Origin of the sequence: Streptomyces sp. NRRL F-525 (assembly GCF_000716605.1) — a bacterium.
Lineage (GTDB): Bacteria > Actinomycetota > Actinomycetes > Streptomycetales > Streptomycetaceae > Streptomyces.
On record NZ_JNXE01000026.1, the window covers coordinates 38,791 to 55,116 of the forward strand.

The 16,326-nt window shown below is 71.0% G+C and carries 18 protein-coding genes and 1 pseudogene; 14 read left to right on the forward strand and 5 right to left on the reverse strand.

The annotated features are described in order from the left end of the window. The first annotated feature begins 272 nt into the window (after nucleotides 1–272). From OO69_RS31095 to OO69_RS31110, 4 genes are all read left to right on the forward strand, one after another. Nucleotides 273–1,259 (forward strand): helix-turn-helix transcriptional regulator, encoded by a 987-nt coding sequence (locus OO69_RS31095; RefSeq protein WP_033284180.1) that lies wholly within the window; start codon nucleotides 273–275, stop codon nucleotides 1,257–1,259. A 78-nt stretch (nucleotides 1,260–1,337) separates the two neighbouring features. After that, on the forward strand, nucleotides 1,338–1,859 hold the full coding sequence (locus OO69_RS31100) for a DUF4240 domain-containing protein (RefSeq protein ID WP_033284181.1): 522 nt from the start codon (nucleotides 1,338–1,340) through the stop codon (nucleotides 1,857–1,859). Between the two features lie 89 nt (nucleotides 1,860–1,948). Then, nucleotides 1,949–2,476, forward strand: coding sequence for a carboxymuconolactone decarboxylase family protein (locus tag OO69_RS31105; protein ID WP_033284182.1), 528 nt, complete (start codon nucleotides 1,949–1,951; stop codon nucleotides 2,474–2,476). A gap of 159 nt (nucleotides 2,477–2,635) precedes the next feature. Then, the gene (locus tag OO69_RS31110; RefSeq protein WP_158713441.1) at nucleotides 2,636–3,115 is read left to right on the forward strand and encodes a hypothetical protein; all 480 of its coding nucleotides are present in this window, start codon (nucleotides 2,636–2,638) and stop codon (nucleotides 3,113–3,115) included. Between the two features lie 13 nt (nucleotides 3,116–3,128). Here OO69_RS31110 and OO69_RS31115 read toward each other — a convergent pair whose 3' ends face one another. Continuing rightward, complete coding sequence (locus OO69_RS31115) at nucleotides 3,129–3,359, reverse strand: hypothetical protein (RefSeq protein ID WP_019065394.1); 231 nt, start codon at nucleotides 3,357–3,359, stop codon at nucleotides 3,129–3,131. A gap of 231 nt (nucleotides 3,360–3,590) precedes the next feature. Here OO69_RS31115 and OO69_RS52085 point away from each other — a divergent pair, with 231 nt between their 5' ends. After that, nucleotides 3,591–3,737, forward strand: a complete 147-nt coding sequence (locus OO69_RS52085) for a hypothetical protein (RefSeq protein WP_158713442.1) — start codon at nucleotides 3,591–3,593, stop codon at nucleotides 3,735–3,737. Nucleotides 3,738–3,792: 55 nt separating this feature from the next. Next, nucleotides 3,793–4,923, forward strand: a complete 1,131-nt coding sequence (locus tag OO69_RS31120) for a lipid II:glycine glycyltransferase FemX (protein WP_033284184.1) — start codon at nucleotides 3,793–3,795, stop codon at nucleotides 4,921–4,923. A gap of 217 nt (nucleotides 4,924–5,140) precedes the next feature. On the opposite strand, the gene OO69_RS31125 is transcribed toward OO69_RS31120, so the two are convergent. Then, on the reverse strand, nucleotides 5,141–5,956 hold the full coding sequence (locus OO69_RS31125; protein ID WP_234444577.1) for a peptidoglycan recognition protein: 816 nt from the start codon (nucleotides 5,954–5,956) through the stop codon (nucleotides 5,141–5,143). Nucleotides 5,957–6,144: 188 nt separating this feature from the next. Here OO69_RS31125 and OO69_RS31130 point away from each other — a divergent pair, with 188 nt between their 5' ends. Then, nucleotides 6,145–7,329, forward strand: coding sequence for a MarP family serine protease (locus OO69_RS31130; RefSeq protein ID WP_033284185.1), 1,185 nt, complete (start codon nucleotides 6,145–6,147; stop codon nucleotides 7,327–7,329). A gap of 9 nt (nucleotides 7,330–7,338) precedes the next feature. Here the strand turns inward: OO69_RS31130 and OO69_RS31135 are convergent, their stop codons facing one another. After that, the gene (locus tag OO69_RS31135; RefSeq protein ID WP_033284186.1) at nucleotides 7,339–7,827 is read right to left on the reverse strand and encodes a GNAT family N-acetyltransferase; all 489 of its coding nucleotides are present in this window, start codon (nucleotides 7,825–7,827) and stop codon (nucleotides 7,339–7,341) included. A 73-nt stretch (nucleotides 7,828–7,900) separates the two neighbouring features. Here OO69_RS31135 and OO69_RS31140 point away from each other — a divergent pair, with 73 nt between their 5' ends. The 3 genes and pseudogenes from OO69_RS31140 to OO69_RS31145 all read left to right on the forward strand — a co-directional run bounded on the left by OO69_RS31140 (nucleotide 7,901) and on the right by OO69_RS31145 (nucleotide 10,800). Then, nucleotides 7,901–8,797 (forward strand): TIGR01777 family oxidoreductase, encoded by an 897-nt coding sequence (locus OO69_RS31140; protein WP_033284187.1) that lies wholly within the window; start codon nucleotides 7,901–7,903, stop codon nucleotides 8,795–8,797. A 236-nt stretch (nucleotides 8,798–9,033) separates the two neighbouring features. Then, a pseudogene (locus OO69_RS53945) lies at nucleotides 9,034–9,204 on the forward strand (FAD-dependent oxidoreductase); the annotation flags it as partial. A gap of 240 nt (nucleotides 9,205–9,444) precedes the next feature. After that, the gene (locus OO69_RS31145) at nucleotides 9,445–10,800 is read left to right on the forward strand and encodes an FAD-dependent oxidoreductase (RefSeq protein ID WP_420707920.1); all 1,356 of its coding nucleotides are present in this window, start codon (nucleotides 9,445–9,447) and stop codon (nucleotides 10,798–10,800) included. A gap of 76 nt (nucleotides 10,801–10,876) precedes the next feature. Here the strand turns inward: OO69_RS31145 and OO69_RS31150 are convergent, their stop codons facing one another. Next, on the reverse strand, nucleotides 10,877–12,316 hold the full coding sequence (locus tag OO69_RS31150) for a hypothetical protein (protein ID WP_033284189.1): 1,440 nt from the start codon (nucleotides 12,314–12,316) through the stop codon (nucleotides 10,877–10,879). Between the two features lie 284 nt (nucleotides 12,317–12,600). On the opposite strand from OO69_RS31150, the gene lipB reads away from it, so the two are divergent. The 4 genes from lipB (at nucleotide 12,601) to OO69_RS31170 (ending at nucleotide 15,707) form a co-directional block, all read left to right on the forward strand. Beyond that, nucleotides 12,601–13,398 carry a lipoyl(octanoyl) transferase LipB gene (gene lipB, locus OO69_RS31155; RefSeq protein ID WP_033284190.1) on the forward strand — a complete coding sequence of 266 codons (798 nt, stop codon included), beginning with the start codon at nucleotides 12,601–12,603 and terminating at the stop codon, nucleotides 13,396–13,398. A 105-nt stretch (nucleotides 13,399–13,503) separates the two neighbouring features. Beyond that, nucleotides 13,504–14,469, forward strand: a complete 966-nt coding sequence (gene lipA / locus OO69_RS31160) for a lipoyl synthase (RefSeq protein WP_020684297.1) — start codon at nucleotides 13,504–13,506, stop codon at nucleotides 14,467–14,469. 262 nt (nucleotides 14,470–14,731) lie between these two features. Further along, nucleotides 14,732–14,932, forward strand: coding sequence for a hypothetical protein (locus tag OO69_RS31165; protein ID WP_019064487.1), 201 nt, complete (start codon nucleotides 14,732–14,734; stop codon nucleotides 14,930–14,932). Between the two features lie 70 nt (nucleotides 14,933–15,002). Next, the gene (locus tag OO69_RS31170; RefSeq protein WP_033284191.1) at nucleotides 15,003–15,707 is read left to right on the forward strand and encodes a DUF4191 domain-containing protein; all 705 of its coding nucleotides are present in this window, start codon (nucleotides 15,003–15,005) and stop codon (nucleotides 15,705–15,707) included. 80 nt (nucleotides 15,708–15,787) lie between these two features. Here OO69_RS31170 and OO69_RS31175 read toward each other — a convergent pair whose 3' ends face one another. Next, nucleotides 15,788–16,303, reverse strand: coding sequence for a flavin reductase family protein (locus OO69_RS31175; protein ID WP_051801302.1), 516 nt, complete (start codon nucleotides 16,301–16,303; stop codon nucleotides 15,788–15,790). Nucleotides 16,304–16,326: the final 23 nt, after the last annotated feature.

Consider the following 16,326-nt stretch of genomic DNA (forward strand, 5'->3'; position numbering starts at 1 on the left):
TCCTCAAACGCCGGACGGGCTGAGTGATGCGGACCGGTGCTCAGAAGCTCCGGTCGGCAAGAACTCGGCCCGTCCGGCGTTTTCGGCCTGTCCGCCACAAATCCAGCCCGTCCGCTGCAAATCCAGCCCCTCCGGCGTTTGAGGAGCGGGGGTCCGGGGGCTGGCCCCCGGAACGGGGTTCGGGGCGGAGCCCCGGCGGGGTCGAAGGGGCGGAGCCCCTGGAGGATGGGACGGGTAGGGGCGGCGGGGGCGAGATCCCTCATCATGAAGGCATGCGTGCTGCCCGTCTCATCAAAATGGTGCTGCTGCTTCAGGCCCGGGCCTCCATGACCGCCGCCGAACTGGCCGGCGAGCTGGAAGTCTCCGAGCGGACCATCACCCGGGACGCGCAGGCACTGTCGGAGGCGGGCGTCCCGGTGTACGCGGACCGGGGGCGGGCCGGCGGATACCGGCTCGTCGGCGGGTACCGGACCCGGTTGACCGGGCTGGGCCGTAGCGAGGCCGAGGCGCTGTTCCTGAGCGGAGTGCCGGGCGCGTTGCGCGAGATGGGGTTGGAGGATGCCGCGTCGGCCGCGCGGCTGAAGGTGTCCGCCGCGCTGATGCCCTCCCTGTCGGACGCCTCACGCACGGCGGCCCAGCGATTTCACCTCGACGCCCCCGGCTGGTTCACGGAGCCCAAGACACCCGAACTGCTCCCCGCCGTAGCGGACGCGGTCTGGGACGACCGAAGGCTGCTCGCGCGGTACCGGCGCGGCGACTCCGACGTCGAACGCGAACTGGAGCCATACGGACTCGTCCTCAAGGCGGGGGTCTGGTACCTGTGCGCGCGGGTCGCCGGTCACGATCCCTCCCCCACCTACCGGGTGTACCGGATCGACCGGTTCACGGCGGTGGAGCCGGGCGCCGAGCGCTTCGTACGGGACGAGGAGTTCGACCTCCCGGCCTTCTGGGACGAGCGGGCGGAACAGTTCGCGCGGTCGATCCTGCGGGCCGAGGTGGTCGTACGACTGTCTGCGGACGGGGTGCGGAGGCTGCCGTACGCCGTCGATCGGGCCGCCGCGAGGGAAGCCTTGGAGGTCGCGGGCGCGCCGGACGACGACGGCTGGGTGACCGTGACCCTCCCCGTGGAGTCGGAGGAGGTGGCCCACAGCCAGCTCGCGGGGCTCGGCCCGGACGTGGAGGTGCTGGCACCGGAGAGCCTGAGGGCACGGTTCACGAACGACGCGCTACGGCTGGCCACTCTGTACCGGCGCCCATAACGATCTGCCCCGCTCCAGGTGACAATCCGCTGCACTCCACGTGCGCGCACCCCCTCCAGGCCCGATGCTTGACCCGTGATGGACGAGACGGAGTTCTGGGAGTTGGTGGACGGCACCCGCGAGGCCGCCGAGGGCGACCCCGAGGAGCAGGCCGACCTGCTCGTCGACCGGCTTCTGCTGCTGGACCCGGAGCTGGTTCTGGACTTCGCCCGGCATTTCGAGGCCCGTTTCAACCGCGCGTACACCTGGGATCTGTGGGGCGCCGCGTGGGTGCTGCTGGACGGCGCGAGCGACGACGCGTTCGACTTCTTCCGGTGCTGGCTGATCGGTCAGGGCCGTGAGGTGTACGAGGGTGCCGTGCACGATCCCGACTCGCTGGCCGACCTCATCGACGACTTCGACGAGGAGATCGACGGCGACGGGGAGGAACTGGGGTACGCGGCGGACGAGGCGTACGAACAGCTCACCGGTGCCGTCGCCCCCGACCTGGGGATTCCACCGGCGCCCGCCGAGCCGCTCGGCGCTCCGCTCAACCTGGAGAACGAGGCCGTGCTCGCGGAACGTTTCCCGAAACTGCGGGAGAGGTTCCGGCAGGAGTGAGAGGGGTACGGCGATGGGTGCCCGCCCCGCGACCGAGTCGTCGGGCGCGAACGACCGGATCCCGAATCCCGAATCCCAGTGAGGTCACCGTGGCTCGCATACCGTACCCGGAGCATTCCGCCGCAGCCGTGGACGCGCTTCCCACCCCGTTGAACGCGTTCCGCATGCTCTCGCACGCCCCGGATCTGACGGGTCCGGCGATCGACCTGGGCATGGGCGTGCTCGGGTCGTCGATACCGGTGCGGCTGCGCGAACTGGTGGTGATGTCGGTGGCGGCGCGCACGGACTGCGCCTACGGGCTCGTCCAGCACCGCCCGATCGTGCTCCACGCGGGGGTCACCGTCGACCAGTTGGCGGCGGTCGTCGAACTCCGGCCCGAGGAGGGCGAGTTCGACGAGGTCGAGTCGGCGCTGCTGACGGCGACGGAGGAGCTGATGACCCGACACACGCTCACGGAGGCCACGTTGGGCACACTCCGCAAGCACCTGACCGACCGTCAGGTGGTCGAACTGATCACGACGGTCGGCTACTACACGATGCTGGCCGGTGTCCTGAACGGGCTGGGCGTGGACATCGATCCGGTGGGCGAGAAGTACCTGGGCATGGGCCGGGGTTAGGGCCTGTCCCGCTTCCTCTGATTCCTCCGCTTTCCCGTAACGACGGGGCGACCCACGTGTCACAGCGGTGTCCTGATGCCACTGAGGTCAGAACAACTGCCGGGCCGCGGGCCTCAAATGGAGCGACAACGCCCGCTCGGTCAACCCCTCGGAGGGGTCATGTTCCCTGTCGTTCGCCCGCGTTCGATGGTTCTGCTCGGTGCCGCCCTCATCGTCGTACTGATCGGTGCGGCGGTCGGCACCATGCTCCTGGTCGGAGAACAGGCCGAGGGCAAGGAGCTCAACGACCCGGACCCGAAGGCCGTCAGTACGGTCGCCGTCTGCTCGGACGTGAAGGTCCACGCGTGGGTCACGATGAACGTCGGGACGGTCGCCAAGCCCGACGACAAGTTCGTCGACTACGACGTCGACGCCACCCGGCACGACCACGACCCCTTCGAACTCACCCTGGCCAAGGGCTGCAACAGCGCCGCCGGAGCCTTCGACTCCCGCATGCAGTTCAAGGCCCCCGGCCTGAACAAGGGCCGCCCGCTCTATGTGACCGCGCCGGCCGACCGCCGACACGTCCTGGTCCTCCGCCTCACCCAGCACGCGGACGGCACGGTCACCAGCACACAGCAACTGGTCGCCGCCCGCTGACGACCACGGCTGCCTACGCGGCCGTCCGGCGGCGGGTCGAGTCCGTCGAGATGTAGGCCTGCGTCTGGTCGGCGCGTACCGCGTGGTGCATCGGGGCCGCGTTGGCCTGGTCGAGCGCGGAGGCCGTGACGGCGGCCGGGCCGAGGATCACGGTCGCGACCGCGCAGACGACCGCCCAGGGTCCGCGGGCGGACTTGGCCCAACCGGCCGACTTCTCCGTGGTGTTGGTGTGACTGCTGTTCATTTTCCCCACCTCCAGTCAGTGCGTGTGCATGACGATAGGGAGGTTGTTTCGGTGGACCCGGTGAGTTGCCTGCGAGAAACCTGTGAGCGCAACCCCCCTTGCCGGACCCCTCCAGAGGGGACCCTCCCTGCGAAAGTGTGACAGTTCGGCGCAGAGTGTCACACTTCCGTGGGGCACCCCTTGGGGGGTGGGCCGTCCACTCGCCCAGCCCTCCCGGAAGGCGGGGTTCGGGTGGCCGTCGCCGACCGTTCGCCCGAACTGCCCGTCTGGTACACCGAACCCGACTGGGATACGGAGAGCGGACGGGGCATCTTCCTGCCCAGACAGGGCCGACGCGGCAAGCAGGTGTGGGCGGAGTTCACAGCCGTGAAGTCTTGACCCGCCCGGTGAGCCCCGGCTTACGGTGGCCGCCGCCGAACAGGAGCGCGCGCCCATGACCAGCCCGTACGTGAAGGGGATCACCCGCGAGGAACACCTCGGCCATCTCCAGCTGCACCCGGACGCGAGCCACCTCCAGATCCCCGAGTGGGCCGACGTGAAGCCCGACTGGACGGCGGAGAGCGTCGGTTGGTTCGAGGGGGAGGCGCTGGTCGCCGTAGCGCTCGTGCTGTACCGGGCGTTTCCCGGCACCGGCCGGTGCCTCGCCTACCTCCCCGACGGCCCGGCGATCGACTGGCACAGCCAGCGTCCGGAACGGTACCTGGACCCCCTGATCGCACATCTGGAGGAGGAGGGCGCGTTCTCGGTCCGCATAGGCCCACCGCTCGTGGTCCGGCGCTGGGACGCGGCCACCGTAGCGGCGGGCGTCGCCGACCCCTCCGTACGACATCTGCGAGATCTCCCCACGGACGGCATCGACGGCTACGCACTGGACGCGGCGGAACGGCTCAGGCGGCTCGGATGGCGCCGGTGCAAGGAGGAGGACGAGAGCGGCTTCGGCCTCGGCCAGCCGCGCTACGGCTGCCAGATCCCCCTGACCGGGCGGTCGGTGAACGAACTGCGCGCCGCGCTCTCCCCCCACTGGCTGCAGTCGCTGCAGACGGCGGAAGCCGGCGGCGTCGGGGTCTTCTGGGGGTCGGCGGACGACCTGCCCGCGTTCCACCGCCTGTACCGCGCCACGGCGGAACGCGACGGCTTCAAGCCCCGCCCCCTGGACTACTTCCGCCGCATGTGGCAGGCGCTGAACGCCGAGGAATCCGACCGCATACGCATCTACCTCGCCGAGTACGACGACGAGGTCCTCTCCTCCGCCCTGATGATCAGCACCGGCCCCCGCGCCTGGCACTCCTACCCCGCGTCCGCCCGCCGAGGCCGCGAACTCCGCCCCAGCAGCCTCCTGTTGTGGCGCATGCTCTGCGAGGCCCTCGACTCCGGCGCGGACACCTACGACCTCCGCTCCATCACCCCGTCCCTGATAGCCGACGACCGCCTCGTCGGCCGCCTCCTCTTCAAAACCGGCGCAGGCGGCCAAGCGGTGGAATACCTCGGCGAATGGGAACGCCCAGTGGGAAGCCAGGGGAGGGTCCTGCAACGGGCGTTGAGCATCTATCTCGGCCGCAGGTAGACCCCCTAGGGGCGCGGGGCTGTGTCGATTTGCGGCTCCGCCGCGTGGGCGCGCCCAGCCCCCACAAACCCGCACCCAACACCCAACGGAACGGACCTCAGGGGCGCGGGGAACTGCGCGACCAGCACCCACCGGGCCGGCACCCGACATCCGACCGAGCGGGGGGTCCGGGGGCGCAGCCCCCGGGGATGGGACGGGTAGGGGCGGCAGGGGCGATTCAACGCCCCTGCAACCGCGCCGCCAGTTCCCGAACCTCCGGCAACCGAGCCAACAACGCCGCCCCCGGGCAACTCGTCATGTACCCATCCTTGTGCCCCGCCAGCGCAGGCAGCACAGCCGTCGCACCCCTGGCATACCGACTGAGGCTGTTACTAGACACCAGCCGCGCCTTCCCCCGCGGATCAACACCCGCAAGCCCCAACTTCCAAGCCGCCAGCGCAGCAATCGCATCGGTCATAGCCCGAGGCACAACCATCCCCGAAGTGAACGTCCCGATCGCCGCGATCCCCGCGGTCCGATGATTGAACCCCTGCGTATGCGCCCCCGTGACGGCCCGGTCGACACCCCCCGCCCGCCCCTCATAAATCGTCCCGCACCGATCGACGAGGAAGTTGTACCCGATGTCGTCCCAGTCGCGAACCCCCGTCTGCCCGGCATACAGGTACCGGATGATCCGAGGCGCGTCCGCACAGTCGTACCCGTTCGGCGAATCCGTGTGATGGACGAAGACGGCGACGACCTTGTCGTCGTAACGCGGCGGCGGCTGCGCGTGCCGCGAGAGCGCGTCCAGCCAGGCCGAACGCGGCACGATCCGCGGCTTGGGCGCGGTGTGCCCGACGGCCACGGGCCGCGCCGCGACGGGCGGCCGTACGGCGGCGGTCGTGGCCCGGCGCCCGATGCCGTTCGCGCACAGGGCGAGCACCAGGACGGCGGCGAGACCGGGCAGGCAGGCCAGCAGAACGACCGCCGCGCGGGGTATTCGTACCCGCGGCCGTCGTCTTCGTGCACCCGGTGTTCTTCTCAGGACACGCATGGTCACACTCTCGGCCGGAAACACTCAGTCCGCGATGTGTGCTGTGCCACCCGGTGGAACCATCGTCCTGGTCCGGCACGTTTCTGGGGGTACACGCACGCGTGGTGAGTTCCCGGAGGCCACGCGCGCGTGACTGATCAGTGGGCCCGTTCCTCGCGTACTAAGGGTTCCGAGAGAAAGGCGGCTCCGTGGACCTGCTCGACCTGCTGTTGTTGCTGGTGATCCTCGCCTACGCGGCGTCCGGATACCGGCGCGGCCTCGTCGCCGGATGTGTGTCGCTCGCCGGGTTCGTGGGCGGCGCGGTCATCGGCGTATGGGTGCTGCCGTGGGTGATGGACCTGGTGACTCCGGGGACGACGGCGGCGACGGTGACCGCCGTGCTCACCGTGCTGACCCCTGCGGTGGTCGGACACGAACTGGCGGGGCGGCTCGCGCTGAAGCTGCGCAAGGAGCTGGACCAGGGGCCGCTGCGGGTGGCCGACGGCATCGGCGGGGCCGCGGCGAACTCGGTGGCGGTGATGATCGTCGCGTGGGTGGCCGCGAGCGTGCTGGGCGCGTCCTCGTCGGCGACGGTCACGACGGCGATCCAGGACTCGAAGCTGCTGGGCAGCGTCCAGAAGCTGATGCCGGACACGACACCGACGTGGTTCTCGCGGGCGACCTCCGCGCTCACGGAGGCGGGCTTCCCGCAGGTCTTCAACCCGTTCGAGAACGAGTCGACGGCCGAGGTCGCCAAGCCCACCGGCGACAGCGTCACGGCCGCCGCGACGAACGCCTCGAAGCGGAGCACGGTCAAGATCGAGGGCTCCTCGGGCACCCAGGGCCGCGAGGGCAGCGGCTTCGTGTACGCCCCGCAGCACGTGATGACCAACGCGCACGTGGTGGCCGGCATCGACGACCCGACCGTCCGCATCGGCGGGGTCGGGCGGTCGTACGAGGCACGGGTCGTCCTCTTCGACCCGCAGAAGGACGTCGCCGTGCTGTACGTGCCGGGGCTGTCCGCGCCCGTGCTGCGCTTCGACACCAGCGCCGAGCGCGGCGACTCCGCCGTCGTCGCCGGCTATCCCCAGGACGGCGACCTGAACCTCCAGGCCGCGACCGTCGCCAACCGCGTGAACGCGACCGGCCAGAACATCTACAACAACGGGACGGTCACCCGCGAGATCTACTCGATCCGCTCCACCGTCCGCCCCGGCAACTCCGGCGGCCCCCTCCTGACCACCGGAGGCAAGGTCTACGGCGTCGTCTTCGCCCGCTCCACCTCGGACAACGAGACGGGGTACGTGCTGACGGCCGACGAGGTCTCCGGGGACGCGCAACGGGCGGCGACCGCGACCGCCCAGGTGGACACGGGCGACCTGGTCACCTCCTAGGCCGACAGGTCAGAGCGCGCGGCCCATGAGGACGTCGTCGACGTACTTCCCGTCGAGCAGGAACTCCTCGGGCAGCACGCCCTCGACGGCGAAGCCCTCGGCCTCGTAGAGCTTCCGGGCCGGGGTGTTGTGCCCGAGCACGCGGAGGGTGATCCGCCGGGCGCCCTGCCGCCTGGCCTCGGTCATCGCGGCCCGGATCAGCGCCCTGCCGACCCCGTGTCCGCGTGCCTCGTCGGCGACAGCCAGCCCCTGGATCTGCCGGACGTGCGCGTTGCAGGCGAGCGAGGTCGCGGGAACCAGCCGGATGTAGCCGACGATCCGGCGGTCGAGTTCGGCGACCAGGTGCTCGCCGGGCGCGTGCCGCTCGTCGAAGAAGGGGCGGTACGGCGGCTGCGGCCGGGGCGTGACCGCGTGCAGGTTGGACCAGGTGGCGCGGTCCAGTGCGCCCAGTTCCTCGTCGTCGTCGGGCAGGGCTGTGCGTATGTTCGGCTCGGACATGTGGGCCAGGGTACGGCGGGAGCGGCGCGGTCCTCATGGGGGTTTTATGGATCAACGAGGCAGGATGGACGCCATGGAACGCTCGCGAATCGCGGTGACCGGCGCCTCCGGTCTCATCGGCAGCGCACTGGTCCGGTCCCTGACCGCGGACGGGCACGAGGTGGTGCGCCTGGTGCGGCGCGCCGCCCGGGGCGCGGACGAGGTGTGCTGGGACCCCGAGGGGCAGTACGTGGACGCGGCCGGGCTCGACGGGTGCGACTCGGTGGTCAACCTGGCCGGTGCGGGGGTCGGCGACCACCGCTGGACCGACGCCTACAAGAAGCAGGTCCGCGACAGCCGCGTCCTCGGCACGTCGGCCCTCGCGGAGGCCGTCGCCGCGCTGGACCGGCCGCCGCGGGTGTGGGTGAACGGCAGCGCGATCGGCTTCTACGGAGAGACCGGCGACCGCGCCGTGGACGAATCGGCGCCTCCTGGGGACGGCTTTCTGCCCTCGCTGTGCGTGGAGTGGGAGGAGGCCACGGCACCCGTGCAGGAGGCGGGCGTACGGACCGTGTTCGCGCGGACCGGGCTGGTCGTGGCGCCGGAGGGCGGGGCGTGGGCCAAGCTGTTCCCCCTCTACAAGGCGGGACTTGGGGGACGGTTCGGGAACGGACGGCAGTACTGGTCGTTCGTCGCGCTGCACGACGAGGTGGCGGCGATCCGGCACCTCATCGACACGGACGGGCTGTCCGGCCCCTTCAACCTCACCGCGCCGAACCCGCTGACGAACCGTGAGATCTCGGCGGCGATGGGGCGTGTGCTGCGCCGCCCGTCGCTCTTCACGGTGCCGGCACCCGCGCTGAAGCTGGTCCTCGGCGAGATGTCGGGGGATGTGCTGGGGAGTCAACGGGTGCTGCCGAAACGGCTGTTGGAGTCGGGGTTCACGTTCGCGTTCCCGGAGATCGAGGGGGCGATCCGGGCGGCGCTGTGAGGGCGGGCGCGCGGCGCTGACCGTTTGCCCCTCGATGATGACGCTCGGCGACCGTATGCGACCACCGTGCGACCGTGCCCTGCGTATGCGCGACTCCCCTTGACCGATCACGGCCCTAACCTCGACCCGAACTCGGGTATCCCTGAAGGCTGTTGGGGGCATGACGACTCCACCGGCCGCTCAATGTCGAGGAGGGGCACGTGCTTGAGCCCGCGTACCAGGCGGACGTCGTCGTCGTGGGAGCCGGGGTCGCCGGACTCGCCGCGGCGCATCGGCTGATCAGCGCAGGAGTAACGACCGCAGTCCTGGAGGCCGCCCCTTACGTGGGGGGCCGTATGTCGACCGAGAAGGTCGACGGGTTCCGGCTCGACCGGATCGGACAGTTCCTGTCCACCTCGTACCCCGAACTACGCCTCACCCCGGGCCTCGACGCCCTGGTGCTGCGCCCCTTCGCCCCGGGGGTCCTCCTCCACAGCGACGGCCGCCACCACCACGCGGGCACCCCGGCGCCCGGAGGAAGCGCACGGGGCGCACTCCACGCGGTACGCGCCCTGGCGAGCGCCCCTCGGGTGGGGGCGGTACGGAAGGGCCCCCTGTGGGGCGGGCCGGTGACGCGGGGGCGGCCCGGCTTCTCATGGGGCGGGCCGGTGGCAAGGGGACGCGGGGGCGCCTCCTGGGCCGCGGCGGCGCCCGGGAGCGGGGTGGCGGGCACCGCGGGGAGGGCAGACGCTTCAGGCCGCGGCGCGACACTGGCAACGCCCTCAGGGGACACGACCACCCCCGGGGACCGCACGGGAACCGCCGAAGGTGGTCCGGTTCCCAAGGACCGGACCACGGCCCGGGGCAGTCTGACGGGCGCGTCCTGGGGCGCGTTCAGGGACCGGACGGGCGCGTCCTGGGGCGGTCCGGCGCCAAGGAACCGCGCGGGTACCTACCGGGGCGGCCCGCCCCCCAAAGACCGGACAGGCTCCTCCTGGGGCGGCCCCACGCTCAAAGACCGGGCCCCGGTCGCCCCGGGTTCCTCGTCCGTGCCCAGGCCCCGCGCCGGCGCCCCCCTCGGCGGCCCCGTCGACCAGGCCCGCCTCGGCACCGCCCTGACCCGGCTCGCGGGCACGCCCGTCGAACGTCTCCTCTCCCGGCCCGAGTCGGCGGCCGGGCAGGCGCTCGCCGCCCGTGGGGTCCCCGCGCGGACCATCGACGGGTTCCTGCGCCCCCTGCTCGCCGCGCTGCTGTGCGACCCGGAGCTGACGACCTCCAGCCGGTGCGCCGACCTCGCGCTGCGGGCCTTCGCGGGCGGCCGCCTGTGTCTGCCGGAGGGCGGCGCGGAGATGCTGCCCGAGGTGCTCGCCGCCGCGCTGCCACCGGGCACCGTGCACACCGGCGTACGCGTGACGGCCGTGTCGACGACATCGGTGACCACCGCCGAACACGGCGAGATCCACTGCCGCGCGGTCCTCGTCGCGACGGACGCGCGCGCGGCGGCCGAACTCCTGCCCGGCCTGCGCGTACCCGACTTCCACCCCGTGACGGTCGTCCACCACACGACCGACGACCCGCCCACGACCGGCGCCGCCCTCCTCCTGGACTCCGACCGCGGCGGCCCGGTGGCCCACACGTCGATCACCAGCGAGGTCGACCCGAGCCGAGCACCCGCGGGCCGCGCCCTCGTCTCCTCAACGGTCCTCGGCCCTCCCCCACCGGACGTCGACACCGCCGTACGCATGCATCTGTCCCGCCTCTACGGCACCTCGACCACCCGCTGGGAAACCCTCGCCGTCCACCACACCGCCACGGCGGTCCCCGTCATGCGCCCACCGCACGATCTACGGCGCCCCGTACGCCTGTTGGCCGGCCTGTACGTGTGCGGCGACCACCGGGACACAAGCACGGTCCAGGGCGCCCTGCACTCGGGCCACAGGGCTTCGTCGGCGATCCTGGCGGACCTGGGCGCGGCGACCTCGATGCACCGAGCAGACCCCATCCCAACAACACAGGCCGCCTGAAGCCCCCTAGGGGCGCGGGGAACTGCGCGACCAGCCACGAGGGCGCCGCGCAGTCCCACCGACCGCCACCCTCACCTCACCCGAACGCGGCGACCTTGTCGCGATACCCCCGCACCGGCGCAGCATCCTTGTACGGCTCAAGCCGCCGCTCGAAGTCCCGCACATACTCGACAGCCCGAACCGACCGCATCTCCACCGCCTGCCCCGCCGCCTCAGCCCCCAACACACAGGCCTGATCAAGCTCCCCGAGCCCGAGCCGAGCGGAGGCAAGAACCACCCGGCAGAACAACCGACTTCGGGCAAAGGCAGGCGCCCGCAACTGCAACGACCGCTCCGCATGCTGCGCGGCCGCCCGGAACTGCTGCAGATCCCGATGCGCGTGCCCGAACTCGTCGGCAAGCTGCGCCTCGTCGAAGAACCGCGCCCAGTAAGGCACTTCATCCCCGGCGCGCGCTGTTTCGAGGGCGCGTTCAGCGCGCACGAGCGCGGACGTGCACGCCCGCACCTCCCCCAGCACCCCGTGCGCCCGCGCCTCCACGGAGTGCAGCAGCGACTGCACGACGGGCGGCGCACTGGTCCCGACCCCCTGCTGCGCCACCCGCGCGAGCTGCACGGCCTCGCGCCCGTGCCCGAGGTAGACGGCCTGCCGGCTCATGGTCATGAGCACGTACGAGCCGTAGGCCCGGTCCCCCGCGGCCTGCGAGAGCCGCAGCGCCTGCACGAAGTACCGCTGCGCGAGCCCGTGCGCGGCGATGTCGTACGACGTCCAGCCCGCGAGCCGGGTGAGGTCGGCCGCCGCGGCGAACAGGCGCCGGCCGGTCTGCTCGCCGTAGGTGCCGCGCAGCATCGGCTCGGTCTCGTGCTCCAGGTAGCGCACGAGGGCCTGGCGGGCGTGGCCGCCGCCGTAGGCGTTGTCGAGGGTGCGGAAGAGTTCGCCGACCGAGCGGAGCGCGGAGATGTCGCCGCCGGTGACCTTCTGCCCGGGCCCGCGCTCGGCGGCCTGGCCGCGCTGGCGGGGTACGGCGGGGCGGCCCTGCGGGGGCACGCGGTTGGCGGGTTCGGCGCGGCCCACGCGGTCGTCGGCGCGGCCGATGAGCCAGTCCCGGCTGGGCACCACGAGCCCGGCCGGGGTGAAGGCGATCTTGCGGAGCTCGGCGTGGCTGCCGGAGTCCTTGCGCCACAGCCCGCTGACGATGTCGACGGCCTCCTCGGGGGTCGCGGCGAACTCGAGCCCGGCGTACACCGGCGCACAGGCGTCGAGCCCGAGGTCCTGGGCGGTGAGCCGGCGGCCGAGCCGGCGGGTGAAGACCTCGGCGATGAGCGCGGGCGTGGTGCCTCTGGGCTGCTGGCCGCGCAGCCACCGGGTGACGGATGTCTTGTCGTATCTGAGATCGAGTCCGTGCTCCAGACCGAGCTGGTCCACGCGACGGGCGAGACCTGCGTTGGAGAACCCCGCTTCTGCGATGAGCGCGGCGAGCTGACGGTTGGGAGTGCGCTGCGCGGGTCGTTCCGTCATCTGCGGTGCGGTCTCCTGCCTTTCGGGCCCCAGCAGGGGCCGATGCGGCCACTGCCTGCCCGGATTGCCTGTGAGCAGCCCTTTTGGCCTCGTGAACGGCGCGAATGTAGCGGAGCGTAAGCATCCCGTCGCACATTCCGACGTGCATTCATCCGATCGTGTGAGGATTGGTCGTAGGGCTGACGGTCCCGGCCGCCCGGTGGGGTGTCAGCGGTCGGTCGTACAGTGGCGTAGGCATGTTTCGTGCCTTACGACTCATAGGTGCTGCTGAGGAGGCGCTTGCCGTGGGTGAGTTGCGGTTCGTCCGGTTGGGCTTCGGCGCGGATGCCGTCGAGTACCAGGAGGCGTGGGACGAGCAGCGCCGGGTGCACGCGGCCCGCTTCGCGGACGAGGTCCCCGACACCGTGCTCCTGCTGGAACACCCGCCGGTCTACACGGCGGGCCGCCGCACCCAGGACAACGAGCGCCCGCTCGACGGCACCCCGGTCATCGACGTCGACCGCGGCGGCAAGATCACCTGGCACGGCCCCGGCCAGCTCGTCGGCTACCCGATCCAGCAGCTGCCCCGCCCGGTGGACGTCGTCGCGCACGTACGACGCCTGGAGGAGGCGCTGATCCGGGTCTGCGCGGAGTTCGGCGTGGAGACCAGCCGCGTCGAGGGCCGCAGCGGGGTCTGGATCCTCGGTGACCCGGTCGATCAACGTCCGTCGATCGGCGGCCTCTCCCTCGACTTCGACCCCCGTCTGCAGGACGAGGAGTTCGACCCGCGGATGAATGGCCCCGAGTACGCCCCCTCGAACGCCGGCCAGCGCCGCGAGGACCGCAAGATCGCCGCGATCGGCATCCGCGTCGCCAAGGGCGTCACGATGCACGGCTTCGCGCTGAACGTGAACCCGGACAACAGGTGGTTCGACCGGATCATCCCGTGCGGGATCCGTGACGCGGGCGTGGCTTCACTGGCGGCGGAGCTGGGCCGGGACGTGACGATCGCCGAGGTGCTGCCGGTCGTCGAGCGGCATCTGAAGGACGTACTGGAGCACGCGGATCTGAAGCCCCGGGAGATCGAGAAGGCGACCGCCTGACCCGGGAATGTGACTTTCCGCTCTGCGGTTGGCCTCAAGGCGGGGGCCAGAAATCACGGGCGTACCCTGGTGTACGCCGAAGAATCGAAGCTACAGGGAGCCGATGTGTCCGCAGTCACCCCAGACGGACGCAAGATGCTGCGCCTGGAGGTCCGGAACGCCCAGACCCCCATCGAGCGCAAGCCCGAGTGGATCAAGACCCGGGCGAAAATGGGTCCCGAGTACACGAAGATGCAGGCGCTCGTGAAGAGCGAGGGTCTGCACACGGTCTGCCAGGAAGCCGGCTGCCCGAACATCTACGAGTGCTGGGAGGACCGCGAGGCGACCTTCCTTATCGGCGGCGACCAGTGCACCCGGCGCTGCGACTTCTGCCAGATCGACACCGGCAAGCCCGAGGCCCTGGACCGCGACGAACCGCGCCGGGTCGGCGAGTCCGTCGTCACGATGGACCTGAACTACGCCACGATCACCGGCGTCGCCCGCGACGACCTGGAGGACGGCGGCGCCTGGCTGTACGCGGAGACGGTCCGCCAGATCCACCAGCAGACGGAGTCCCGCGAGGCCGGCCGCACCAAGGTCGAGCTCCTGGCCCCCGACTTCAACGCGGTCCCCGAGCAGCTCGCCGAAGTCTTCTCCTCGCGCCCCGAGGTCTTCGCGCACAACGTCGAGACGGTCCCCCGCATCTTCAAGCGCATCCGCCCCGGCTTCCGCTACGACCGCTCGCTCAAGGTCATCACCGAGGCCCGCGACTACGGTCTGGTCACCAAGTCGAACCTGATCCTCGGCATGGGCGAGACCCGCGAGGAGGTCAGCGAGGCGCTGCGCCAACTGCACGAGGCGGGCTGCGAGTTGGTGACCATCACGCAGTACCTGCGGCCGTCGGTGCGGCACCACCCCGTGGAGCGCTGGGTGAAGCCGCACGAGTTCGTGGAGCTGAAGGAGGAGGCCGACCAGATCGGCTTCTCCGGTGTCATGTCCGGCCCGCTGGTGCGCTCGTCGTACCGCGCCGGGCGCCTGTACCAGATGGCGATCGAGAAGCGAGGCGCGTACGTGGCCTCGCAGGCGGTGTGACCTCAACTCACCTCAGCCCGCCCCGGGTTGTGTGAATTCGCGCACAAGCGACTACTCGCCGGTAACAGTCATTGTCGACGCGGCCCTGACCGTCCTCCCAGTTGAGGGCGTCCATCAGGGCCGCGTCAGCGTTTGGGCCCCACGCATCAAGGCTTCATTGGCGTTTGACCGGTCGGTCACGCCCTGGTAACACCGAACAGTGACACTGGGTTTACAGCACGTAGACCCATACCCAGAGCCGTTCCGAGGGGGGACCTCCACGATGCAGGCCGCGCCCGTCCGTGCCACCGCCATCCCGTCCGTCACCGACGCGCTGCGCGCGGTCGAGTCGCTGCTGCTGAGCAGCGGCCAGCGCACCGCCCGGCGCAACGCGTGGACCTCCGTCCTGGAGGACCGCCGCCGCGCCAAGGACCGGGTCGAGGCACAGCTCGTCATCGAGCAGGCCCTCACCTCCCACTCCTGACCACTCCTGATTCACCGCCCTTCGGGCACCGCCGTCGTCGGCGCTCCCGCGGGCACGTAGACTTCCTCGCATGGCGAGGAAGGACACGACAGCGGAAAACGCTGCGAACCCCGGGCGACTCAAGCAGATCGCTCTGACCTACAAGATGACCCGCAAGGCCGACAAGACGATCGGCCTTGTACTCGCGGCTGTCGGAATCGTCACCTTCGGTGTCTTCCTCGCGATCGGCTTCTTGCTCGGGCACCCCATCTATCTCGGCATTCTCGGCCTCCTGCTCGCCTTCCTCGCGTCGGCGATCGTCTTCGGACGCCGGGCCGAGCGGGCGGCCTTCGGGCAGATGGAGGGCCAGCCGGGCGCGGCCGCGGCGGTACTGGACAACATCGGCCGAGGCTGGACGACGACTCCGGCGGTGGCGATGAACCGCAGCCAGGACGTGGTCCACCGCGCGGTCGGCAAGGCCGGCATCGTCCTGGTGGCCGAGGGCAACCCGAACCGGGTGAAGTCCCTCCTGGCCGCCGAGAAGAAGAAGATGAACCGCATCGTCGCGGACGTCCCGGTGCACGACGTGATGGTCGGCACGGGCGAGGGCCAGATCCCCCTGAAGAAGGTCCGCACGACGATGCTCAAGCTCCCGCGCGTCCTGACGGGCCCGCAGGTGACGGCGACCAACGACCGCCTCCGCGCGATGGGCGACCTGATGAGCAACATGCCGCTGCCCAAGGGCCCGATGCCGAAGGGCATGAAGCTCCCCAAGGGCGGCGGCAAGGCCCGCTGACCCGCACATAGACGGTTTTTCTACGACGATGGGGGCGTCCGGATCTGATCCGGACGCCCCCATCGTCGTAGGTGGCCCCGTCAGGCCAGCGTCCTGAACCCCCGGTCGTAATACACCATCGGGGACCCCTCCCCCAGCCGCACGCCCGTCACCCGGCCGATCAGGACCGTATGGTCCCCGGCCGGGTGACGTGCGTGGGCGGTGCAGTCCAGTTCGGACAGCGCGCGGTCGACCGTGGGCAGACCGTCGGGGCTGGTGCGCAGGCCGCCGGAGGCGAACTTGTCGGTGCCCTTGGTGGCGAAGCGCACGGCGAGCGGACGGTGGTCCGGGGCGAGCACGCTCACGGCGAAGCGGTCGCAGTGGCCGAACGACGGCGCCGAGTCGGCGGAGTTCGCCAGACAGACCAGGACCATGGGCGGCTCCAGCGAGACCGAACAGAAGGAACTGGCGGTGAAGCCGCGCGGGGTTCCGTCCTCGCAGCACGTGGTGACGACCACGACACCGGAGGGGAAGCGGGCCATCGCGGCCCGGAACTCCTCGGGCGCCACAGCCGCGCGCGCCTTCTCCAGTACTTCCACTTCCTGACGCTCCGGCATGACGGTGCACCACCTGTCGGGCC